The following is a 22,211-nucleotide window of genomic DNA, read 5'->3' on the forward strand; positions in this document are numbered from 1 at the left end:
TGTCCGGCCGCGGTGGCCGGTGCGGCCGTGCTCGTCCTCGCGGCAGGTTTCGCGTGGCGCAAGCGCAGGAAGAGCCGGCGCACGGACGATGCGGGTACGGACACGGCGGCTACCGGTACGGCAGCAGGCGGTGTCACGGCTGCGGCTGCTACGGCGCAAGCCGAAGCCGCGCCTTCTGTCGAACCTGAACTGCCGATTCGGCCCGAGATGCCGGTCGCGCGTGATGCCGCTTCCGACTTGAGCCTTGCCGCGGTGACTGCCGCAGCGGCGGAACCGATCGAGACGCCTCAGACGCCGGATACGGATGTGTCGGCCGCAACGGAAGGCGAGAAGCTGCATGTCGCGCAACCCGAATTGCCGGCCGCACACGCGGTAGTGCCGCCCGTGAGCGAGGCGGCTCCAGTTTCGCTCGATGCTGAGCCGATCGAGAAGGTCGCGGCCGAAACGCAGACCGAAAAGTCGGCCGAGACGCCGATCGACACGTCGGCGGAGACACGGGTAGCGACGCCGGCAGAGACGCGTGTCGAGACACCGGCCGCACCCGCGGCCACCGAAGCGCAGCACGCGACGCTAATGCAGAACGCGATCAGCGCACTCAACAGCCTCGACATGCCGCTGCCGCCGCGCACGCCGGACGAGCCGTCGCTGGCGGCGGACGAGCCGGCTGCGCAGGCAGGGCAGTCCGACACCCATAAAATCGCAACTAACGGTCAAGCCGCTCAGCGCCTGCCGATTGGCTCGATCGATCCGGCCCCGGAACATCCGGCCAACCAGGATGACGAGTTCGATTGGGATCCGGACGCCGCGATGCCCGCGAGCCACGCGGGCAGCCCGTTCGCGACGTCGTCGCTGCCACCGCTCGGCGGCGCGCAGTTCGGTGCGCTGAAGCTGGATTTCGATCTCGACCTGCCGTCCGCGCCGGGTGCCGTGTTGCCGGCACTGACGCCGGACGAGCTCGCCCGCATCGCGCGCAACAAGCTCGACCTCGCGTCCGAGTACGTCGAGCTGGGCGACCTGTCCGGTGCGCGGACGCTGCTGCAGGAAGTGGTCGATGCGAACGACGTCGCGACGCGCGACGATGCGCGCGCGCTGCTCGCGAAGCTGGCGGACGAGGCGTGATGCGGATCGCGCTCGGCATTCAGTACGACGGCGCGGCGTTTTGCGGCTGGCAGGCGCAGCCGCACGGCAAGACCGTGCAGGATCGGCTCGAGCACGCGCTGGCCGAGTTCGCGCGCGTGCCGCTGCATACGACGGTGGCCGGGCGGACCGACACGGGCGTGCACGGGCTCGGGCAGGTCGTGCACTTCGATACCGACCTCGATCGTGAGGTTTTCTCGTGGGTGCGCGGCACCAACGCGTTCCTGCCGTCGACCGTGGCAGTGCAATGGGCGAAGCCGATGCCGGACACGTTCCACGCGCGTTTCTCGGCGTTCGAGCGTACCTATTACTACGCGCTGTATGTGCATCCCGTGCGCTCGCCGATGCTGGCGGGGCGTGCGGGCTGGATCCATACGCCGCTCGACGACGACGCGATGCGCGCCGCCGCCGCGCACCTGATCGGCGAACACGATTTCTCGTCGTTCCGGTCGTCGGAATGCCAGTCGAAGACGCCGGTCAAACACCTGTACCAGATCGACGTGCGGCGCGCGGGCCATTTCGTTCATTTCCGGTTCCGCGCCAACGCGTTCCTGCACCACATGGTGCGCAACCTGATGGGCTGCCTCGTCGCGGTCGGTCGAGGCCGCTATCCGGCCGACTGGCTCGCCGACGTGCTGGCCGGGCGCGACCGCAATCTTGCGGCGCCCACGTTCATGGCCGACGGGCTGTATCTCGCCCACGTCGGCTACCCGGCGGAATTCGCCGTCCCGCCCGCGCAGCTCGGCAGTGTGCCGTGGAGCAGCGTCTGGGCCGATCTGGACCCGCAATCATGACGGATCACGCCGTGTCTCCCTCGACTCCCGCCGCGACTGGCCTGCCGCCGCGCACGCGCATCAAGCTGTGCGGGCTGTCGCGCCCCGAGGACGTGCTGCACGCGGCCGCGCTCGGCGCCGATGCGATCGGCCTCGTGTTCTACCCGAAGAGCCCGCGCGCGGTATCGATCGCGCAGGCGGCCGAGCTGGCGCGTCTCGCACCGCCGTTCGTGTCGGTGGTCGGGCTGTTCGTGAACGCGTCCGAGGCCGAGATCGAGGCCGTCGTGCGCGACGTGCCGCTCACGCTGCTGCAGTTCCATGGCGACGAGACACCCGAACAGTGCGACGCGCTCGGCCGCGCGGCGCGCCTGCCGTGGCTGCGCGCGGTGCGCGTGGGCCCCTCGACGCAATCGGCCGATTTGGTAGAATCGGGTCTTCATTATTCGAAAGCGCGCGGCCTCCTGTTCGACACCCTGGTGCCGGATTACGGTGGTAGCGGCAAGGTCTTCGATTGGTCTCTTATTCCCGCAGAGCTCGCGCATCGGGCCGTTTTGAGTGGTGGCTTGAGCGCGCAAAACGTCGGTGATGCGATTCGCCAGTTGCGCCCGTTTGCTGTCGATGTCTCGAGTGGCATCGAAGTGGAGGGCGCGAAGGGCGTGAAGGATCACGCCCGGATGGCGGCGTTCGTACGCGCGGTGCGCGAAGCGGACGCCGGGTGATGCAAGCGGTGCGGCCCCGAAAGCGGGGCGCGCCGACCGATCGAGAGAGACACCATGTACAACCTTCCTGATGATCGCGGCCACTTCGGCCCGTATGGCGGCACGTTTGTCGCCGAGACGCTGATTCACGCGCTGGACGAACTGCGCGCGGCGTATGAAAAATTCCAGAACGATCCCGATTTCGTCGCCGAATTCGAGCGCGAGCTGAAGCATTTCGTCGGCCGCCCGTCGCCGATCTATCACGCGCAGCGCTGGAGCGAGACGCTCGGCGGCGCGCAGATCTACCTGAAGCGCGAAGACCTGAACCACACCGGCGCGCACAAGATCAACAACGTGATCGGCCAGGCGCTGCTCGCGAAGCGCATGGGCAAGAAGCGCGTGATCGCCGAGACGGGCGCCGGCCAGCACGGCGTCGCGACCGCGACGATCTGCGCGCGCTTCGGGATGGAGTGCGTCGTCTACATGGGTTCGGAAGACGTGCGCCGCCAGGCCGCGAACGTCTACCGGATGAAGCTGCTCGGCGCGACGGTCGTGCCGGTCGAATCGGGTTCGCGCACGCTGAAGGACGCGCTGAACGAAGCGATGCGCGACTGGGTCACGAACATCGAGAACACGTTCTACATCATCGGCACGGTCGCGGGCCCGCACCCGTACCCGATGATGGTGCGCGACTTCCAGCGCGTGATCGGCGACGAGTGCAAGGTGCAGATGCCGGAAATGACCGGTCGGCAGCCTGACGCCGTGATCGCCTGCGTGGGCGGCGGCTCGAACGCGATGGGCATCTTCTATCCGTACATCGACGACACCTCGGTGCAGCTGATCGGCGTCGAAGCAGCCGGCGACGGCCTCGACACGGGCCATCACGCGGCGTCGCTGATCGCCGGCAGCCCGGGCGTGCTGCACGGCAACCGTACCTACCTGCTGCAGGACGACAACGGCCAGATCATCGAGACGCATTCGGTGTCGGCGGGCCTCGACTATCCGGGCGTCGGCCCCGAGCACGCGTGGCTGAAGGACAGCGGACGTGCGCAGTACGTCGGCATCACCGACGAGGAAGCGCTGAAGGCGTTCCACGACTGCTGCCGGATCGAGGGGATCATTCCCGCGCTCGAGTCGAGCCACGCGATCGCGTATGGCGTGAAGCTCGCGCCGACGTTGCCGAAGGACAAGATCCTGCTCGTCAACCTGTCGGGCCGCGGCGACAAGGACATGCACACGGTCGCCGAGCGATCGGGCATCGAACTCTGACCCCGACCGATGCGTGACCTGATCGAAGAACCGGGCGGCGGTGCCGCAAGCGAGGCGGGGGCGGTTCAGCCCGCCGCTGCCGTGCCGCGCGCGCTGCCGTCCGGTATCGAACTGCATAACCGCGATTTTCTGACCCATGCCGCGCACCTGCCGGACGCGTCGATCGACCTGATCGTCGCCGATCCGCCGTACGGGCTCGGCAAGGACTACGGCAACGACTCGGACAAGCGTTCTGGCGACGACTTTCTCGCGTGGACGCGCGAGTGGCTCGAGCTCGCGATTCCGAAGCTGAAGCCGAGCGGGTCGATGTACATCTTCTGCACGTGGCAGTACGCGCCGGAAATCTTCAGTTTCCTGAAGACGCAGCTCACGATGGTCAACGAGATCATCTGGGACCGGCGCGTGCCGAGCATGGGCGGCACGACGCGCCGTTTTACGTCGGTGCACGACAACATCGGCTTTTTCGCGGTTTCCAAAGCGTATTACTTCGATCTCGATCCGGTCCGCATCCCGTACGACGCCGACACGAAGAAGGCCCGCTCGCGCAAGCTGTTCGAAGGCAGCAAGTGGCTGGAGATGGGCTACAACCCGAAGGACGTCTGGTCGGTCTCGCGCCTGCACCGGCAGCACGCGGAGCGCGTCGATCATCCGACCCAGAAGCCGCTGGAAATCATCGAGCGGATGGTGCTCGCAAGCTGCCCGCCGGGCGGCCGCGTGCTCGATCCGTTCATGGGCAGCGGCACGACCGCGGTGGCCTGCGCACGGCAGGGGCGCGACTTCGTCGGCTACGAGATCAACGAAAGCTATTGTGCGATCGCGCACGAGCGCGTGAACGCGCTCGCTGCGCCGGCGTGCGCGTGAATCGCGCCGCCGCATCGCCGAACGCATCTAGGAAAATTGCCATGTCCCGTATTCAGCAGACCTTCGCCGCGCTCGCCGAACAAGGCCGTAAGGGCCTGATCCCGTTCATCACGGCCGGCGACCCCGATCCGGCCAAGACCGTCGAATTCATGCACGCGCTCGCCGAAGGCGGCGCGGACGTGATCGAACTCGGCGTGCCGTTCTCGGACCCGATGGCCGACGGCCCCGTGATCCAGCGCTCGTCGGAACGCGCACTCGCGCGCGGCGTCACGCTCAAGAGCGTGCTCGCCGACGTGAAGCGTTTTCGCGAAACCGACCCCAAAACCCCCGTCGTGCTGATGGGCTATGCGAACCCGATCGAGCGGATGGGTGTCGACACGTTCGCGGCCGAAGCCCAGGCGGCCGGGGTCGACGGCGTGCTCGTCGTCGACTATCCGCCGGAAGAGGCGGGCGTGTTCGCCGAGAAAATGCGTGCCGCGCAGATCGATCCGATCTTCCTGCTCGCGCCCACGTCGACCGACGAACGCATCGCCGACGTCGGCAAGATCGCGAGCGGCTACGTGTATTACGTGTCGCTCAAGGGCGTGACCGGCGCAGGAAATCTGGATGTTTCGAGCATTGCGGGTAAAATCCCGGCCATCAAGTCGCGCGTGCCGGTTCCGGTTGGCGTCGGCTTCGGTATCCGCGACGCCGAAACGGCGCGCGCGGTGGCCGAAGTGTCGGACGCCGTCGTGATCGGCAGCCGCCTCGTGCAGCTGCTCGAAAGCGCTGCGCCGGAGGGTGCCGCCGCCGCGCTGAAGACTTTCATTGCCGAGCTGCGTGCCGCCCTGGACGGCGCGGGCAAGACGGCGCGATAAACACAACACAGGAAGCGGGAACGGGCCATGCGGCCCGCCCCGCCACGGAACAGGAAACCATACGATGAGCTGGCTCGACAAACTGTTGCCGCCGAAGATCAAACAGACCGACCCGAAAAGCCGCAAGGGCATTCCGGAAGGCCTGTGGGTCAAGTGCCCGTCCTGCGAGGCCGTGCTGTACCGCAACGACGTCGACGCGAACCTGCACGTGTGCCCGAAGTGCGATCACCACATGCGCATCGGTGCGCGTGAGCGCCTCGACGGGCTGCTCGATCCGGAAGGCCGCTACGAGATCGGCCAGGAAATCGTGCCGGTCGACACGCTGAAGTTCAAGGACAGCCGCAAGTACCCCGATCGTCTGAAGGAAGCGATGGACGACACGGGCGAAACCGACGCGATGGTCGTGATGGGCGGCGCGATCCACACGCTGCCGGTGGTCGCGGCCTGCTTCGAGTTCTCGTTCATGGGCGGCTCGATGGGCTCGGTAGTCGGCGAGCGCTTCGCACGCGGCGCGCAGAACGCGCTGGAACAGCAAGTGCCGTTCATCTGCTTCACCGCTTCGGGCGGCGCGCGGATGCAGGAAAGCCTGCTGTCGCTGATGCAGATGGCGAAAACCACCGCGATGCTGACCAAGCTGGCCGAAGCGAAGCTGCCGTTCATCTCGGTGCTGACCGACCCGACGATGGGTGGCGTGTCGGCGAGCTTTGCGTTCCTCGGCGACGTCGTGATCGCCGAACCGAAGGCGCTGATCGGCTTCGCCGGCCCGCGCGTGATCGAGCAGACCGTTCGCGAGAAGCTGCCGGAAGGCTTCCAGCGCGCCGAATTCCTGCTGAAGACGGGCGCGATCGACATGATCGTCGACCGCCGCAAGCTGCGCGACGAGATCGCACAGCTGCTCGCGCTGCTGCAGCGACAGCCGGCCGACGCGCTGGCTTGACCGGCGCAAGATGGTGAACACTGCGCGTCGCCTGGTTTCAGCGCCAGGCGGCGCGCTTCGTTTTTTGGCGTAGTGGCGATCCCGATCCAGATTTGAACCGATGAGCACTTTTCCCACTCTCGACGCGTGGCTTTCGCATCTCGAACGCGCGCACCCGGTCGGCATCGACATGGGCCTGACCCGCATCGGGCAGGTCAAGGCGGCGCTGCAGCTCGAATTCGCGTGCCCCGTCATCACCGTCGGCGGCACGAACGGCAAGGGCTCGACCTGTGCGTTCCTCGAGACGATCCTCGTGCGCGCCGGTTACAAGGTCGGTTGCCACACGTCGCCGCACCTGCTCGAATTCAACGAGCGCGCCCGCGTGAACGGGCAGAACGTCACCGATGACGAGCTGCTGCCGCACTTCGAGGCCGTCGAAGCCGCGCGCACGTCGCTGCCCGAGCCGGTGTCGCTCACGTACTTCGAATTCACGACGCTCGCGATCCTGCACCTGTTCGCGTCGCGCGGGCTCGACGCGGTGATCCTCGAAGTCGGCCTCGGCGGCCGGCTCGATGCGGTCAACATCATCGATACCGATTGCGCGATCGTCACGAGCATCGACATCGACCACACCGAATACCTCGGCGACACGCGCGAGAAGATCGCGTTCGAGAAGGCCGGGATCTTCCGCTCCGGCAAGCCGGCGATCTGCGGCGATCCGGCCGCGCCGCAAACGCTGATCGACCACGCAGAAGCGGTCGGCGCGGACCTGTGGCTCGTCGGCCGCGATTTCCGTTACGAGGCGCAGGCAGGCGCGGAGCGCCAGCAGTGGAGCTACCTCGGTCGCGAGAAGCGCTATCCGGCGCTTGCGTATCCGGCGCTGCGCGGGGCGAATCAGCTGATCAATGCATCGGCCGCGCTCGCCGCGCTCGAAGCGCTGCGCCCGGTGCTGCCGGTGTCTGCGCAGGACATCCGGCTGGGCCTCGCGAACGTCGAACTGCCGGGGCGCTTCCAGGTGCTGCCCGGCAAGCCGGCGATCGTGCTCGACGTCGCGCACAACCCGCATGCATCGGCCGTGCTCGAGCAGAACCTCGGCAACATGGGCTTCTTCCCGTACACGTACGCGGTGTTCGGCGCGATGCACGACAAGGACATCGACGGCGTGCTGCAGCACCTCAAAGGCGAGATCGACCACTGGTGCGTGACCGACCTGCCGCTGCCGCGCGCGGCCTCCGCGGAGCAGCTCGAAGCCGCGCTGCGCAAGGCCGGCGTGGAGGAGGGGCCCGATTCGAGCGTCACGCGTTACGCGTCGCCTGCCGAAGCGTTTCGCGATGCACTAAAAAGAGCATCCGAGAATGATAGAATCGTTGTTTTCGGCAGTTTCCATACGGTTGCCGGCGTGCTGGCCTACCGTAAATCGCAGCAACACTGACTGACGGGCAGTTTCGGACTCAGCCATTCATGGGAATTTTCTCGTTCGGCAAGAAAGACGACGACGCGCCCCCGCGGCGCGGCGGTCGCACCGGGACCTCCCGGAACGTGCGCACGGAGCGCACCACTGAACGCGTCGAGCGACGCTCGCGCCGCACCGAGCGTCCGGAATCGGACGCACTGCTCCTCGATCCGACCCTTCCAGAAAAGCAACGCGCACGCCGTCGCCTCGTCGGCGCGATCGCGCTCGTCGTCGCAGCCGTGATCGTGCTGCCGATGGTGCTCGATTCGCACCCGAAGCCGGTCACGGACGATATCGCAATCGACATTCCGAACCGGCCCGCGCACCAGGCGGTCGCGCCGCGCGACGATGACGCCTCCGACGTACAGGCGGGCGTCGCGCACGACGAGCCGCCGGCATCCGATGTGGCCGTGGCGGCTGCAGCGGCGCCCGCGCCGAAGGATGCCGACAAGCCGGCCGCGAAGCCCGATACCACGACCACGGCGAGCGTGACGCCGCCGAAGCCCGCGCCGAAACCGGCTGCCCCCGTGGCGAAGCCGGCCGCGCCGAAGCCTGCACCCGCGCCCGCGGCCGTCGCGAATACCGACGCCGCCAGCCCGGACAGCAGCGATGCTTCGTCGCCGTCGTCGCCGGCCGGTGCGCGTTTCGCGGTGCAGCTCGGTTCGTTCAAGGACGACGCGACGGCCCGTTCGTGGGCCACCAAATTGAAATCGGCGGGCGTGCCCGCATATGTCGAGCATCGCAAGCAGGCGGACGGCAGCACGGCTACACTGTTGCGTGCGGGCCCGTTCGCGGATCGTGCGGCGGCTTCCGCCGCGATCGCGAAGGTGCGCGAAGCCGGTCTGACGCAGTAACGCACGATGCTGACGGCTTTCGACTACGCTGTATTGGCGGTGATCGTGTTGTCGGCGCTACGCGGTGCGTGGCGCGGCTTCGTATCCGAGATTTTCGGGCTGATCGGCTGGATCGCGGCGATCGTGATCGCGGGCCGCTACGTCGGACTGGTCGTGCCGTATATCCCGGCGAACTGGCCGGGCGGCGCGCTGACGCAGTGGGTGATCGCCTTCGCGTTGGTCGTGATCGGCGTGGTGCTGGTCGCCGGTGTCGCGAACGCGCTGCTGTCGCGGATCGCGCAGGCGAGTGGCCTGGGCGGCGTCGACCGCTCGCTGGGCATGATGTTCGGGCTCGTCCGCGGCTGCGTGCTGGTCGTGCTGCTGGTCGCGGCGGCCGGGCTGACCGAATTGCCCAAACAGGATTTCTGGCGCAATGCGCTATTGCGTCCTTTCGCCGAGCAGGGCGTGCATGAGCTGAAGCAGCTCCTGCCCGACGGCATGGCCCAGTACGTACGCGTGTGACGACGCGGCCGGGCAGGACGGAACCGATTTTGTCATTCTGAAGGACATGCCATGTGCGGCATCGTAGGCGTTATCTCCCAATCCCCGGTCAATCAGCTGATCTATGACAGCCTGCTGCTGCTGCAGCATCGCGGTCAGGACGCGGCGGGCATCGCGACGGCGGACGGCAGCAATTTCCACATGTACAAGGCGAACGGCATGGTGCGCGACGTGTTCCGCACGCGCAACATGCGCAGCCTGCCCGGCACCTACGGGATCGGCCAGGTGCGCTACCCGACCGCCGGCTCGGCGTCGAGCGAAGCCGAGGCACAACCGTTCTACGTGAACGCGCCGTTCGGGATCATCCTCGCGCACAACGGCAACCTGACGAACTGGAAGCAACTGAAAGACGAGATGTTCCGGATCGACCGCCGGCACCTCAACACCAATTCCGACAGCGAAGTGCTGCTCAACGTGTTCGCGCACGAGCTGCAACTGTCGACCACGGGCCTCGAGCTCGACCCGGCGTCGGTGTTCAAGGCCGTCGCGGGCGTGCATCGCCGCCTGCAGGGCTCGTACGCGATCGTGTCGCTGATCGCCGGCTACGGCCTGCTCGCGTTCCGCGATCCGTTCGGCATCCGCCCGCTGTGCATCGGCAAGCTCGAGACCGAGCACGGCACCGAGTGGATGGTCGCATCGGAGTCGGTGGCCGTCGAAGGCATCGGTTTCGAATTCGTCCGCGACGTGCAACCGGGCGAAGCGATCTTCATCGACCCGGCCGGCAACTTCCACAGCCAGCAGTGCGCGGAGCAGCCGACGCTGAATCCGTGCATGTTCGAATACGTGTACCTCGCGCGTCCGGATTCGTGCCTCGACGGCGTGCCCGTCTACAACGTGCGTCTGCGCATGGGCGACTATCTCGCCGAGAAGATCAAGCGCGAGCTGCCGAACGTGCCGATCGACGTCGTGATGCCGATTCCCGATTCGTCGCGCCCGGCTGCGATGCAGGTCGCCGCGAAGCTCGGCGTCGAGTACCGCGAAGGCTTCTTCAAGAACCGCTATGTCGGCCGCACGTTCATCATGCCGGGCCAGGCCGTGCGCAAGAAGTCGGTGCGCCAGAAGCTCAATGCGATGAGCATCGAGTTCAAGGACAAGAACGTGCTGATCGTCGACGATTCGATCGTGCGCGGCACGACCTCGCATGAAATCGTGCAGATGGCGCGCGATGCGGGCGCGAAGTCGGTGATCTTCGCATCGGCCGCGCCGCCCGTGAAGTTCCCGAACGTGTACGGCATCGACATGCCGACGCGCGGCGAGCTGGTTGCGCATGGCCGTACCGACGAAGACGTCGCGAAGATCATCGGCGCCGATCACCTGATCTACCAGGACGTCGACGACCTGCGCCGCGCGGTGCGCGACATCAACCCGAAGCTCGAACGCTTCGAGGCGTCGTGCTTCGACGGCAACTACATCACCGGCGACGTGACGCCCGAGTATCTCGATGCGATCGAGCGCGCGCGCCTCACGCCGGCATCGCAGGCCGATCGCGACACGGCTGGCGACACCGAACGCTCGCAGATGAACCTGCAGTTGTCGGTCGAGTGACACCGGCGCACGCTTTTGACGAGGCGTGATAGGATGTGGCCTTGCGTCGATTTGATATCAGCTTGCGGACGCGGGGCGACTTCCCAAAACAGCTAAAGCGAAGGCCGGTGGCAACCGGCCCGAGTCGATCGCTGTCGTACCGCACCGAAGCCCGCTGATGCCGACGCATAGCGGGCTTTTTGTTTTGGCCTGGTTTTGACTGGGTTCGCGCCACGCGCGCGGCCATCGAATACGGAAAACGGAACATGGACGACTCCCTCAACTTCGACACGCTTGCCGTGCGCGCAGGCACGCTGCGCAGCGACTTCAACGAGCATTCGGAAGCGCTGTTCCTCACGTCGAGCTTCTGCTTCCAGAGCGCGGCCGACGCGGCCGAGCGCTTCGCGAATTCGGAAGACTACTTCACCTATTCGCGCTTCACGAACCCGACCGTCACCATGTTCCAGGAGCGTCTCGCGGCGCTCGAGGGCGGCGAGGCGTGCATCGCGACGGCGTCGGGGATGGCCGCGATCATGTCGGTCGTGATGGCCGCGCTGCAGGCCGGCGACCACCTCGTCAGCTCGCGCAGCCTGTTCGGCTCGACGCTCGGGATGTTCTCGCAGATCTTCAGCAAGTTCGGCATCACGACGACCTTCGTCGACCCGACCGACCTGAATGCATGGAAGGAAGCCGTGCGGCCGGAAACGAAGATGTTCTTCCTCGAGACACCGTCGAACCCGCTGACCGAACTCGCCGACATCGAGGCGATCAGCAAGATCGCGAAGGCATCGAACGCACTGTTCGTCGTCGACAACTGTTTCTGCAGCCCGGTGCTGCAGCAGCCGCTGAAGCTCGGCGCGGATGTCGTGATGCACTCGGCGACGAAATTCCTCGACGGCCAGGGGCGCGTGCTCGGCGGCGCGCTGGTCGGCTCGAAAGAGTTCATCATGGGCAAGGTGTTCCCGTTCGTGCGCAGCGCGGGCCCGACGCTGTCGGCGTTCAACGCGTGGGTGCTGCTGAAGGGGATGGAGACGCTGTCGCTGCGCGTCGAGAAGCAGTCAGCGAACGCGCTGGAGATCGCGCGCTGGCTCGATTCACATCCGGCCGTTGCCCGCGTGTTTCATCCGGGCCTTGAATCGCACCCGCAGCACGAACTCGCGAAGCGTCAGCAAAAGGCGGGCGGATCGATCCTGTCGTTCGAGCTGAAGGGCGATACGCCTGAGCAGCAGCGCGCGAATGCGTGGCGCGTGATCGACAACACGAAGCTGATCTCGATCACCGGCAACCTCGGCGACACGCGGTCGACGATCACCCATCCGGCGACGACCACGCACGGCCGCATCACGCCGGAAGCGCGTGCGGCAGCGGGGATCAGCGAAGGGCTGATCCGGTTGTCGGTCGGCCTCGAAGACGCGGGCGACCTGCGCAAGGATCTCGCGCGCGGCCTCGAAGGCTGAGCAGGGCAGGTCACGCGTGTCGTGACGTGATTTGACGTGACAAATGGACGAAGGGCCGTTCGCTTGAGCGAACGGCCCTTCGTTTTTGTGTCGATGCGAATCGTCCTGGCTTACCCGGCGCGATGCTCGCCCGCGTGCGCGTCGTCGCGCATCGCCTCCACCATCCATCGCAGCGTTTCGTCGAGCGGCGTGACGGGCAGCTCGCCCACCGCGCGCCGCAGCTTGTCGCGCGACCCGCTCAGGCTCTTCACCTCGTTGTGCCGCACGAAACGCGGATCGACCGTCACGTCGATCACGTAACCGGCGATGCGCGACAGCATCGCCAGCACTTCCTTCAGCGAATACGCGCGCTCCGAGCAGACGTTGAACGTTTCACCGGCCGGCGCGGCTTCGACCAGCTTCAGGTACGCGGCCGTCACGTCGCGCACGTCGGAGAAATCGCGGCTCACGTCGAGATTGCCGAGCGAAATGCGCGGTGCGTTGCGCGCGTAGTGCGCGACGAGCTTCGGCAGCAGGTACGCATCGCTCTGGCCGACGCCCGTGTAGTTGAACGGCCGCGCGATCACGATCGGCAGCCGGTCGACCCACAGCTTCGCCGCGTATTCCATCGCGAGCTTGCTGACCGCGTAGTCGTTCGCCGGGGCAGGGGCAACGGTTTCGTCGAGCACGCCGGCCGTCGAATTGCCGTAGATGTTTGCGCTGCTGGCGAGCAGCACGGCCGACGGGCGGCGGTCGAGGCCGGCGAGCGCGGCCAGCAGATTACGTGTGCCGACGATGTTGACCGCGTAGGTTTGCGACGGTTCGTCCTGCGCGACGTGCGCGCGGGCGGCGAGATGCACGACCGCATCGGGCCGCGCGTCGGCGGCCGCTGCACGCATCGCATCTGCGTCGAGCAGGTCGACGGGCAGCAGCGTGCAGTGCGCGAAGGCTGGATCGTCCGGTTGTGCCGTGCCGGGCGCGACCGTACCCCAGACCTCATAGCCGGCCGCGTGCAGGCGCTCGGCCATGTAGCGGCCCGTGAAACCCGTCAGGCCCGTGACGAAAGCACGGCGCGACGGGCGTCCGGCTTCAGAACGTGTCATGGTGTTGATTCCGCGTCAAATCCGCTTCGACCATCATCTGGCAAAGTTGTTCGAGCGTCGTCTTCGGTTCCCAGCCGAGTTTGCTTTTTGCCTTGTCGGCGCAGCCGATCAGCAGGTCGACTTCGGCAGGGCGGTAGAACTTCGGGTTCACTTCCACGAGCACGTTGCCGTTCGATGCGTCGAGGCCGCGCTCCTGCTCGCCCTTGCCGGTCCATTCGATCTGGTAGCCGGCCGCCGCGAACGCCATCCGCACGAAATCGCGCACGGTCTCGGTGCGGTTGGTCGCCAGCACGTAGGTGTCGGGTTCGTCGGCCTGCAGCATGCGCCACATGCCTTCGACGTACTCGAGCGCAAAGCCCCAGTCGCGCTTCGCGTCGAGGTTGCCGAGCTCGAGGCGGGTCGCCTTGCCGAGCTTGATCTTCGCGATGGTGTCGGTGATCTTGCGCGTGACGAACTCGCGGCCGCGCAGCGGCGATTCATGGTTGAACAGGATGCCGCTGCTGCCGAACAGGCCGTACGACTCACGGTAGTTCACCGTCATCCAGTGCGCGTACAGCTTCGCGACGCCGTACGGGCTGCGCGGATAGAACGAGGTCGCTTCCGTCTGCGGAATCGACTGCACCTTGCCGAACATCTCGGAGGTCGACGCCTGGTAGAAGCGCGTCTTCGGGCTCACGACGCGGATCGCCTCGAGCAGGTTCAGCGGGCCCAGGCCCGTCACTTCGGCGGTCGTCGCCGGCTGGTCGAACGACACGCCGACGAAGCTCTGCGCGGCGAGGTTGTACAGCTCGTCGGGCTGCGTGCGTTCGAGCAGGCGCAGGCTCGAGCCGGCGTCGGTCAGGTCGTGTTCGACGAGCGTGAGGTTCGGGTGCGTGTCGACGCCGAGCTCGGCGATGCGCCAGAAATTCACCGAGCTGGTGCGGCGGTAGGTGCCGGTGACCTCGTAGCCCTTGTCGAGCAGCAGCTTGGTCAGGTAGGCGCCGTCTTGCCCCGAGATCCCGGTGATGATGGCCTTCTTGCGAGTTTGGCTCATGACGTTGTCCTGATAGAAACGATGGATGAGGAAATTCAGGCGGTCGTGCTGGCGGCGGCCGGCAGCGCGCGACGTGCGGGGCCGCGCGTCAGGCGCCGTTCGAAGCCGTACCAGCTCAAGGTCGCGTACGCGAGCGTGATCGCGAGTGCCAGCGCGGCCGTGACGAAGCGGTTCAGGTGCAGCGGCCACAGCGCGTACAGCACGCTGAGGTGGATCAGGTACACGGTGTAGCTGACGGTGCCGACGTAGACGAGCATCGGGTTCGTCAGCACGCGCTGCACGATCCCGCGGCCGCGCAGGGCGATCACGACGATCGACGTGCACAGCAGCAGCGAGATGCTGTAGAGCGCCGCATTCGACAGCGGCGTGTTCGCGGCGCGAAAGCGCGGGAACGACAGGTGCAGCCAGCCGAGGATCGCGAGCGACACGAGCGCGCCGACGATCGCGAGCGGATAGAACGGCTCCAGCGCGCGCCGGTCGCGGCGCAGCACGATCGCGAGCAGCGCGCCCGCGGCGAGCAGGTCCATCCGGAACGGCGTCAGGTAGTAGATCGGCCAGAACGAGTCGAACCACGGCGTCGCGATCGCGCGCAGCACGGGGGCCGCGACGACCAGCGCGGCGGCGACCCACAGCAGTGCGCGCTCCGAGCACCACAGCACGACGAACGGCCAGAAGATATAGAACTGCTCCTCGACCGCGAGCGACCACAGCACGTTCAGGCTGTCATGGCCGATGCTGCCGAGCGACAGCCCGATATTGGTCGAGAAGAACGCGAACCACGGCCAGTGCGGCAGCCAGCTCGCGCCGAACAGGAGCGTCGACACCACCAGCAGCAGCACGTACGGCGGCAGGATGCGACGCACGCGGCGGGCGTAGAAGTGGCTGAAGTACGACTGCCCGCGCGCCTTGCGATCGAGCAGGATGCCGGTGATCAGCAGCCCGCTCAACACGAAGAACAGGTCGACGCCCATCCAGAGCGGCGCCTTCAGCGCGTGCTGCAGGAACACGGCGCCCACTGCGATCGCGCGCAGCCCGTCGAGCTGCACGATGCGGCCGTGTTGCGGCGGGGTGAGGTCCGCGGGTCGCGAGATGCCCGTCATCGCGCCGCTCCTTCGCGACGCGCGGCGTGAGCCGGGGCGTGTCGCCCATCCGATGCGTAAACGTGAACGTAATGCATGCCATTAAATGAAATATCGAATCGAAATCGATTCTAGGGAAAAGAAATCGGCAAAAAAACGCGCGTCATTTATCTGACGACAAACATTCAAATGCCGGTTATTTCGATCGCGGGGTGAAAGGTCGGAGCCCGGACGGCCCCGTCAGGCGGCGCAAAGCGGCATTTTCTACGGGTCGGAATTCGAAAGGCGGTCGTTATTGCCGTTTTCGAGCGTCTTTTTGCCTCTGTTCCGGTTCGATATTTCAGGCGGAAACATCCCCAAATATTTCCAAATTTCTTGTGATTATTTTTGCTTGTAACCTGCATCGCGACGTTTGAAACCTATTTAGCGACAGGGTGCGCCGGCGGCAGTCCGTGGCGGCGCCGGTCGCTGTTGCATCAAGTCTGGAGAAGCGCATTGCGACGTCTGATTCTGGTAGGCATGACGGTATGCGCGACGCTGCTGACGAGCGCCGCACCGGCCGAAACGGTGTTGCCCGCGACGACGTCGTGGATCGGCAACACGTTCGGCTATGGCGACGGCAGCTGGACGCAGATCGACATCCGCGCGATCGCGGTGACGCCTGAAGGCAAGGTGTATACGAATGCGCCGTGGGACGAGAGCGGGGCCGAGGCGAGCGTCTACCAGGACGGGAAGATGCTCGGCTTCGCCGGCGGCACGCACGGCTGGGGCAACCTCGGCGGCAGCGCGATCGCGGTGAACAGCAAGTACGCGTACGTCGCGATCGGTGTCGGCAACGAGCGCGGCCACCTGCAATCGCCCGGCATCTGGCCGGACAAGGGCAAACAGTGGTTCGGCATCTCGCGCCGCACGATCGGCGACCTGAAGCAGCCCGCGCCGTTCCGCGCGGCACCGCAGGTCGCGCCGGGCGGACGCGCGGACACCGGCCGCGCACGGATGGCCGCGAGCTTCATGATGATGAACGAGGTGGCGGCACCCGCGCGCTCGGAAGTGGGCGAGCAGAAGGCGGAAGTCGGCGGCCTCGCGGCCGACGACAAGACGCTGTTCGCGACGAATCCGTCGCGCGACGCGGTGGACGTGTACGACGCGGAAACGATGCAGCAGAAGGGCACGTGGAGCGCGCACGAACCGGGCCGCATCGCGCTCGCGGGCGACGGCACGCTGTGGTTGCTCACGGACACGATCAACGGGCCCGCGCACCTGGTGCACGTGCGCGCCGATGGCCGCAAGCTCGACGACGCGCCCGCGCTGCCGGAAGGCACCGACGCGGTGGACGTGGCGGTCGACGCGAAAGGGCGCGTGCTCGTCGCGGACAACGGCCCGCGCCAGCAGATCCTGATTTTCTCGAAAGGCGGCAAGGGCTATGCGCAGTCGGGCACGCTCGGCGAGCGCGGCGGCATCTTCGCGGGCCCGGTGCCGGGCCGGCCGGGGCCGCAGCGTTTCAACGGGCTGACGGGTGTCGGCGTCGACCGCGCGGGCAACATCTATGTGTCGATGAACGGCATCGGGCCGCGCCACGACACGATCGGCGCGGGGCTCGGCGCGGTACTCGAAAGCTATACGCCGGACGGCAAGCAGCGCTGGCAGGTGCAGGGGCTGCTGTTCGTCGATGGCGCATGGCTCGACCCGGCGCGGCCGAACAGCGTGTACACGGGCAACAAGCGCTTCGAGCTCGACTTGTCGAAGCCGCCGGGCCAGGACTGGAAATACGTCGGCTTCCTGTCGAACCGCTTCAAGTATCCCGACGATCCCGTGTTCCACACGGACCAGTATCCCGGCATGCCGTTCGCACGGCGCCTCGACGGCCGCACGTTCCTGTACCTGACGGACATGTACGCCGATCACCTGAAGATCTACCGCTTCGACGCGAAGCGCGACGGCGAAGTCGCGATTCCGTCGGGACTGATCGCAGGGCGTGCGCGGCCGGTCGACAAGGTGCCGAACAAGCCGCCGGGCGGCGACTGGCTGTGGCGCGACGCAAACGGCAACGGCCGGCTGGATGCCGACGAATTCGAGATCAACACGACCGGCAAGGCGAAGGCGGGCGGCTGGGGCTGGTGGGTCGACACGAAGGGCGACATCTGGCGCACGAGCGACGTGCGCGGCATCCACCGCTTCAGTTACGGCGGCGTCGACAAGGCCGGCAACCCGATCTACTCGTACGACAAGGTCACGACCTACCCGATGCCGCAGCCGTTCACGCAGCTGCGCCGCTCGATCTACGACGCGCAGACGGACACGCTGTACGTGACCGGCTACACGGCCGACGCACCGCCGGCGCCGGGCATCAACAAGGAAGTGGGCCGCGTGCTGATCCGCTTCGACAAGTGGTCGACGGGCTCGCCGGTCGTGCGCTACCAGGTCGCGCTGCCGTGGCAGCTCGACGCGAAGCCGATCTTCGACCTGATCGGGCTCACGGTCGAGGGCCGCTACCTGTTCGGGGTGGAGCCGGTCGGCAAGATCCACGTGTACGACAAGGAAACCGGCAAGGAAGTGGGCGTGATGAGCCCGGGCGCCGAGGTCGGCAAGGCCTCCGGCTGGGTCGACGTGCCCTTCGGCATCAGCGCGTTCCGGCGCGAGAACGGCGAGTACCTCGTGTTCGTCGAGGAAGACGCGCGCGGCAAGGTGCTGATGTATCGCTGGAAACCGTGACGGGCGACGTCACACAAGGCAGAAGCATGGACAAAGGCATACTCAAGAACGTTTCGATCAACTTCATCGGGCTGATCCTGCCGACCTTCGTGTCGCTGGTGACGGTGCCCGCCTATATCCACGCGCTCGGCGTCGAACGCTACGGCGTCGTCAGTCTCGTGTGGACGCTGATCGGCTATTTCGGGATCCTCGATCTCGGGATGAGCATGGCCGCGCAAAACCACATCTCGAAGGCGCTCGCGAGCGGCAACGCCGACGAAAGCGCGAGCGTGTTCTGGAGCGCGTTCTGGCTGAACCTCGGCACCGGCATCGTGGGCGGGCTGCTGATCTATTTCGGCGCGTTCATCTACACCGCGTACTTCACGAAGGTGTCGGCAGCGATGCAGCACGAGGTGTATCTCGCGCTGCCGTGGCTCGCGCTCGCGATTCCGCTGGCAAACGTGTCGTGGGTGTTCGCCGGCGCGATCAACGGCGCCGAACGCTTCGGCGTGTTCAACACGAACCAGACGATCGGCACGTTCCTGTTCCAGCTGCTGCCGCTCGCCGCCGCGTGGTGGATCGCGCCGAACCTGCAGACGGTGCTTGCCGCGGCAGTCGTCGCGCGCCTGGTCGCGGCGGTGATGCTTGGCCACGCCAGCATCAAGGTGCTCGGGATCCGGCGCATCGATCCGCCGCAGTGGGGCACCGCGAAAGGGCTGTTCAACTTCGGCGGCTGGATGCTGATCGCGAGCACGACGAGCATGATCGCCGACACGCTCGACCGCGTGATGCTCGGCGCCGGCATGGGTGCAAAGTTCGTCACTTACTACACGGTGCCGCAGAACCTCGTCACGCGCCTGAACATGCTGCCGAACGCGCTCGTGCGCACGCTGTTCCCGCGCCTGTCTGCCGTCGGTCGAGACCACGCGGACACGCTCGCGCGCCAGTCGCTCGAATTCCTGAACGGGGTGTTCACGCCGGTCGGCATCGTCGCGATCTTCGCGCTCGCGCCGTTCCTCACGCTGTGGGTCGGTCCGGATCTCGCCGCGCATTCGGCGCCGGTCGGCCGCGTGCTGGTGATCAGCGTGTGGCTCGTCGGCCAGGCGAGCGTCACGCGGATCCTGATCCAGTCGCAGGTCAACCCGGCCCGCGCGGCGTTCGCCGGGCTCGTCGAGATGCCGTTCTTCGTCGGCGGCCTGTGGTACGGCATCCATCACTTCGGGCTGATCGGCGCGGCGGTGGTCGTCGCGGCGCGCGCGCTCGTTGACTACGGCGTGCTGCTGGCCCTGTCGGCGATCCGGATGCGCGCGATCGTGCTCGACATGCTCGCGCACCTCGCGTTCCTGCTGGCGAGCCTGTTCCTGGCGCAAGCGTGGCCGGGGCTCGTCGAGTCGATCGGCATGTGCGCGGTCGTGCTGCTGTTGAACGTCGCGTGGTCGCTCACGATGACGCCGGGGTTGCGTGCGCTGGTGCGCGACCTGTTTGTCCGTCTCAATGCGAGGAAAACAGCTTGACGTCCTCCCCCGACTAACGGCGGGAGATTCCCACACCTGGCGATGCACGTCCGCATCGGAGAATGTTCAAAGCAGCGTTGGTATCACGATCATGTACGACACCACAGTCACCGCATGCCCACTCTCTTATTCGCAGTCCCGCGATACCTTTCGGCCGCGTTGTGCTGTCTTTCGATCCGCACGCCGAACAGGACTGGGTAGAACCGCTTTCGTCGACTTCCTCGAATGTGACTCCGTGCGCGATCGCCTTGTAACGGAGCTTGTCCCGGAAGGACGACCAGGCAGCGTCGTAGACACTCTTCGCCATCCTGGTTTTGGCGAGTTTCGCAGCCGACACATTCCCGACCGCGATGTAGTCGAAGCGTCGCACCAGATTGAGTGCGAGCTTGTGCTGGAAATCGGCGCGGGCATTCGCCACCTTCGCGTGCAGTTTCGCGATATGCCGCTTGTGCTTTCGCGCGCGTTGCACCTTCGCGAGCTTCTCGGCCGCGCGCTGACCGAACCGGTCGTTCGGCAACCTTTCGCCCGTCGAAAGTGTGGCGAAGTCTTTCAGGCCGAGATCGATACCCACGCCGGCACCGATCGGGCGCGCCCGGACATCGGGCATTTCGATCGCGATATTCAGGAACCAGTTGCCGCGCGCGTCCTGTGCGAAATTGGTTCCGTCCTTGATCTTGCCGTCGGGAAGCGGGCGACTGTTGAACACGCGAAAGGTATTGCCGGCAAAGCGAAACGCGTCACCCTCGCGCTTCAGGTCGCGGCCCTTCAGAGGCACCCAGCCAAGCGATTTCTTGCCGCGATAACGCAGGTAAGGCCGATGGTATTGGCTGCGAGACTTCGCGAATTGCTCGCACGTTGCGTTGACGGTGCCCGAGTGGATCCCGAGTTCCTTGCTGCTACCGGTCGTCAGCACGTTCAGGTCGAAACCCGTCGGCCACTTCTTGCGCCACTTGAGCGCGTGCTTTTGCGTGTCATTGCAGAAGTTCCAGACGTAGTTCACCGCACGGCTCTGCTTGTTAAGCAGTCCGTTGAGCGATTTCACCCGGTAGCGGTAGACAAGAATCATACCGGTCACTCTAACGTTGGATTGCCGCCTGTCAACGGCACTCCGTTCCTTCCCGCCATCAATGGCAGGGTTTCATGGAGCGACTGATGAATCGCGATCTGGCGGAACACGCCGTATTGAATCTTGCCACCGCCGATGCGGCCGTGGCCGAAGCCGGCGATGCCACCGCGCTGCGCCGGGCACTGCCGGCTGAACGGGCCAGCGCGCGCCATCCGACGCGCGCGCTGCGCGTGGCGATCGTCCACGACTGGCTCGTCACCTATGCGGGCGCCGAGCGCGTGCTCGAGCAGATCGTCGCGTGCTTTCCCGACGCGGATCTGTTCAGCCTCGTCGACTTCCTCGACGACCGCGCGTTCGTGCGCGGCAAGCCGGTGACGACGTCGTTCATCCAGAAGCTGCCGTTCGCGCGCACCAAGTACCGCAGCTACCTGCCGCTGATGCCGCTCGCGATCGAGCAGCTCGACGTGTCCGAGTACGACCTGGTGATCTCGAGCAGCCACGCGGTCGCGAAGGGCGTGCTGACGGGGCCGGACCAGGTGCACATCAGCTACGTGCATTCGCCGATCCGCTACGCGTGGGACCTGCAGCACCAGTATCTGGAACAGTCGAACCTCACGCACGGGCCGAAGTCGCTGCTCGCGCGGATGATCCTGCATTACATCCGCAACTGGGACACGCGCACCGCGAACGCGGTGGACGGCTTCGTCGCGAACTCCGCGTTCATCGCGCGGCGCATCAAGAAGGTCTACCACCGCGACGCGGCGGTGATCTTCCCGCCGGTCGACGTCGACGCGTTTTCGCTGAAAGCGGAGAAGGAGGATTTCTACCTGACCGCGTCGCGGATGGTGCCGTACAAGAAGATCGACCTGATCGTCGACGCGTTCTCGCGCACGCCCGAGCGCAAGCTCGTCGTGATCGGCGACGGCCCCGAGATGCAGAAGATTCGCGCGAAGGCCGGCCCGAACGTCGAGATCATGGGCTACCAGCCGTTCGCGGTGCTGCACGACCGGATGCGGCGCGCGAAGGCGTTCGTGTTCGCTGCCGAGGAGGATTTCGGGATATCGGTGGTCGAGGCGCAGGCGTGCGGCACGCCGGTGATCGCGTACGGCAAGGGCGGTGCGCTGGAAACCGTGCTCGATCCGCAATCGAACCTGAACCCGACCGGGCTCTTTTTCGACGAACAGACGCCGCACGCGATCGTTGCGGCCGTCGACGATTTCGAGCGTGCGCCGCAGCGCTTCACGCCGAACGCCTGTCGCGTGAACGCGGAGCGGTTTTCCGCCGATACGTTCCGACGACGCTTTCTCGACTATGTGGAAGCGGCGCTGCCCGGCTCGACCGCGCAGCGCGGTACGGCCATCGCGCCGATGCCGGCCGCGCGCGGCCCGGCGACGCTCGTGCTCGAAC

General features: G+C 66.3%; 19 protein-coding genes. 15 read left to right on the top strand and 4 right to left on the bottom strand.

Translation table 11 applies throughout. The features are described 5' to 3' along the window. From G3O00_RS25805 to G3O00_RS25860, 12 genes are all read left to right on the top strand, one after another. The coding region (locus G3O00_RS25805; RefSeq protein ID WP_277399313.1) for a FimV/HubP family polar landmark protein at positions 1-1,119 on the top strand (1,119 nt) is incomplete at its 5' end. Continuing rightward, positions 1,119-1,931, top strand: coding sequence for a tRNA pseudouridine(38-40) synthase TruA (truA, locus tag G3O00_RS25810; protein WP_206144713.1), 813 nt, complete (start codon positions 1,119-1,121; stop codon positions 1,929-1,931). The genes G3O00_RS25805 and truA, both read left to right, overlap by 1 nt. Next, positions 1,928-2,629 (top strand): phosphoribosylanthranilate isomerase, encoded by a 702-nt coding sequence (locus G3O00_RS25815; RefSeq protein ID WP_206144720.1) that lies wholly within the window; start codon positions 1,928-1,930, stop codon positions 2,627-2,629. The genes truA and G3O00_RS25815 overlap by 4 nt, the downstream gene beginning before the upstream one ends. Before the next feature lie 54 nt (positions 2,630-2,683). Then, positions 2,684-3,877 carry a tryptophan synthase subunit beta gene (trpB, locus tag G3O00_RS25820; RefSeq protein WP_011355719.1) on the top strand — a complete coding sequence of 398 codons (1,194 nt, stop codon included), beginning with the start codon at positions 2,684-2,686 and terminating at the stop codon, positions 3,875-3,877. A 9-nt stretch (positions 3,878-3,886) separates the two neighbouring features. Next, positions 3,887-4,738, top strand: a complete 852-nt coding sequence (locus G3O00_RS25825; protein WP_011355718.1) for a site-specific DNA-methyltransferase — start codon at positions 3,887-3,889, stop codon at positions 4,736-4,738. A 41-nt stretch (positions 4,739-4,779) separates the two neighbouring features. Then, a complete protein-coding gene (gene trpA / locus G3O00_RS25830) occupies positions 4,780-5,595 on the top strand; it encodes a tryptophan synthase subunit alpha (RefSeq protein ID WP_166953649.1) in 816 nt (271 codons plus the stop codon). Between the two features lie 64 nt (positions 5,596-5,659). Then, the gene (gene accD, locus G3O00_RS25835) at positions 5,660-6,532 is read left to right on the top strand and encodes an acetyl-CoA carboxylase, carboxyltransferase subunit beta (RefSeq protein WP_011355716.1); all 873 of its coding nucleotides are present in this window, start codon (positions 5,660-5,662) and stop codon (positions 6,530-6,532) included. 100 nt (positions 6,533-6,632) lie between these two features. Beyond that, positions 6,633-7,943, top strand: a complete 1,311-nt coding sequence (gene folC, locus G3O00_RS25840; protein ID WP_011355715.1) for a bifunctional tetrahydrofolate synthase/dihydrofolate synthase — start codon at positions 6,633-6,635, stop codon at positions 7,941-7,943. A 29-nt stretch (positions 7,944-7,972) separates the two neighbouring features. Then, the gene (locus G3O00_RS25845; protein ID WP_206144714.1) at positions 7,973-8,818 is read left to right on the top strand and encodes an SPOR domain-containing protein; all 846 of its coding nucleotides are present in this window, start codon (positions 7,973-7,975) and stop codon (positions 8,816-8,818) included. A 6-nt stretch (positions 8,819-8,824) separates the two neighbouring features. After that, positions 8,825-9,319: a CvpA family protein gene (locus G3O00_RS25850; protein ID WP_006491262.1), complete on the top strand. Its 495-nt coding sequence runs from the start codon at positions 8,825-8,827 to the stop codon at positions 9,317-9,319. Positions 9,320-9,370: 51 nt separating this feature from the next. Next, positions 9,371-10,903, top strand: a complete 1,533-nt coding sequence (purF, locus tag G3O00_RS25855; RefSeq protein WP_174930533.1) for an amidophosphoribosyltransferase — start codon at positions 9,371-9,373, stop codon at positions 10,901-10,903. Between the two features lie 245 nt (positions 10,904-11,148). Further along, positions 11,149-12,339, top strand: coding sequence for an O-succinylhomoserine sulfhydrylase (locus G3O00_RS25860; protein WP_175011830.1), 1,191 nt, complete (start codon positions 11,149-11,151; stop codon positions 12,337-12,339). Positions 12,340-12,449: 110 nt separating this feature from the next. Here the strand turns inward: G3O00_RS25860 and G3O00_RS25865 are convergent, their stop codons facing one another. The 3 genes from G3O00_RS25865 to G3O00_RS25875 are packed head-to-tail and all read right to left on the bottom strand — an operon-like array spanning position 12,450 to position 15,554. Beyond that, complete coding sequence (locus G3O00_RS25865) at positions 12,450-13,421, bottom strand: NAD-dependent epimerase/dehydratase family protein (RefSeq protein ID WP_206144715.1); 972 nt, start codon at positions 13,419-13,421, stop codon at positions 12,450-12,452. After that, positions 13,408-14,454: a GDP-mannose 4,6-dehydratase gene (gene gmd / locus G3O00_RS25870; protein WP_011355710.1), complete on the bottom strand. Its 1,047-nt coding sequence runs from the start codon at positions 14,452-14,454 to the stop codon at positions 13,408-13,410. Before gmd ends, G3O00_RS25865 begins: the two co-directional genes overlap by 14 nt. Positions 14,455-14,489: 35 nt before the next feature. Beyond that, positions 14,490-15,554, bottom strand: a complete 1,065-nt coding sequence (locus G3O00_RS25875) for an acyltransferase (protein ID WP_011355709.1) — start codon at positions 15,552-15,554, stop codon at positions 14,490-14,492. Positions 15,555-16,052: 498 nt separating this feature from the next. Here G3O00_RS25875 and G3O00_RS25880 point away from each other — a divergent pair, with 498 nt between their 5' ends. Together G3O00_RS25880 and G3O00_RS25885 are read left to right on the top strand one after the other, a co-directional pair. After that, on the top strand, positions 16,053-18,245 hold the full coding sequence (locus tag G3O00_RS25880) for a hypothetical protein (protein WP_206144721.1): 2,193 nt from the start codon (positions 16,053-16,055) through the stop codon (positions 18,243-18,245). A 26-nt stretch (positions 18,246-18,271) separates the two neighbouring features. Then, positions 18,272-19,738: an oligosaccharide flippase family protein gene (locus tag G3O00_RS25885; RefSeq protein WP_206144716.1), complete on the top strand. Its 1,467-nt coding sequence runs from the start codon at positions 18,272-18,274 to the stop codon at positions 19,736-19,738. Positions 19,739-19,751: 13 nt separating this feature from the next. On the opposite strand, the gene G3O00_RS25890 is transcribed toward G3O00_RS25885, so the two are convergent. Then, the gene (locus G3O00_RS25890) at positions 19,752-20,804 is read right to left on the bottom strand and encodes an RNA-guided endonuclease TnpB family protein (protein ID WP_206144717.1); all 1,053 of its coding nucleotides are present in this window, start codon (positions 20,802-20,804) and stop codon (positions 19,752-19,754) included. A gap of 86 nt (positions 20,805-20,890) precedes the next feature. Here G3O00_RS25890 and G3O00_RS25895 point away from each other — a divergent pair. Beyond that, positions 20,891-22,211, top strand: a 1,321-nt coding sequence (locus G3O00_RS25895) for a glycosyltransferase family 4 protein (RefSeq protein WP_206144718.1), incomplete at its 3' end; no start/stop codon positions are given.

Origin of the sequence: Burkholderia sp. Ac-20384, assembly GCF_017104605.1 — a bacterium.
Classification (GTDB): domain Bacteria; phylum Pseudomonadota; class Gammaproteobacteria; order Burkholderiales; family Burkholderiaceae; genus Burkholderia; species Burkholderia lata.

What these genes read in the sequence shown, in the direction of transcription:
- truA (WP_206144713.1), top strand. Translation starts at nt 1,119, where the DNA reads ATGCGGATCGCGCTCGGCATTCAGTACGACGGCGCGGCGTTTTGCGGC.
- G3O00_RS25815 (WP_206144720.1), top strand. Translation starts at nt 1,928, where the DNA reads ATGACGGATCACGCCGTGTCTCCCTCGACTCCCGCCGCGACTGGCCTG.
- trpB (WP_011355719.1), top strand. Translation starts at nt 2,684, where the DNA reads ATGTACAACCTTCCTGATGATCGCGGCCACTTCGGCCCGTATGGCGGC.
- G3O00_RS25825 (WP_011355718.1), top strand. Translation starts at nt 3,887, where the DNA reads ATGCGTGACCTGATCGAAGAACCGGGCGGCGGTGCCGCAAGCGAGGCG.
- trpA (WP_166953649.1), top strand. Translation starts at nt 4,780, where the DNA reads ATGTCCCGTATTCAGCAGACCTTCGCCGCGCTCGCCGAACAAGGCCGT.
- accD (WP_011355716.1), top strand. Translation starts at nt 5,660, where the DNA reads ATGAGCTGGCTCGACAAACTGTTGCCGCCGAAGATCAAACAGACCGAC.
- folC (WP_011355715.1), top strand. Translation starts at nt 6,633, where the DNA reads ATGAGCACTTTTCCCACTCTCGACGCGTGGCTTTCGCATCTCGAACGC.
- G3O00_RS25845 (WP_206144714.1), top strand. Translation starts at nt 7,973, where the DNA reads ATGGGAATTTTCTCGTTCGGCAAGAAAGACGACGACGCGCCCCCGCGG.
- G3O00_RS25850 (WP_006491262.1), top strand. Translation starts at nt 8,825, where the DNA reads ATGCTGACGGCTTTCGACTACGCTGTATTGGCGGTGATCGTGTTGTCG.
- purF (WP_174930533.1), top strand. Translation starts at nt 9,371, where the DNA reads ATGTGCGGCATCGTAGGCGTTATCTCCCAATCCCCGGTCAATCAGCTG.
- G3O00_RS25860 (WP_175011830.1), top strand. Translation starts at nt 11,149, where the DNA reads ATGGACGACTCCCTCAACTTCGACACGCTTGCCGTGCGCGCAGGCACG.
- G3O00_RS25865 (WP_206144715.1), bottom strand. Translation starts at nt 13,421, where the DNA reads ATGACACGTTCTGAAGCCGGACGCCCGTCGCGCCGTGCTTTCGTCACG.
- gmd (WP_011355710.1), bottom strand. Translation starts at nt 14,454, where the DNA reads ATGAGCCAAACTCGCAAGAAGGCCATCATCACCGGGATCTCGGGGCAA.
- G3O00_RS25875 (WP_011355709.1), bottom strand. Translation starts at nt 15,554, where the DNA reads ATGACGGGCATCTCGCGACCCGCGGACCTCACCCCGCCGCAACACGGC.
- G3O00_RS25880 (WP_206144721.1), top strand. Translation starts at nt 16,053, where the DNA reads ATGACGGTATGCGCGACGCTGCTGACGAGCGCCGCACCGGCCGAAACG.
- G3O00_RS25885 (WP_206144716.1), top strand. Translation starts at nt 18,272, where the DNA reads ATGGACAAAGGCATACTCAAGAACGTTTCGATCAACTTCATCGGGCTG.
- G3O00_RS25890 (WP_206144717.1), bottom strand. Translation starts at nt 20,804, where the DNA reads ATGATTCTTGTCTACCGCTACCGGGTGAAATCGCTCAACGGACTGCTT.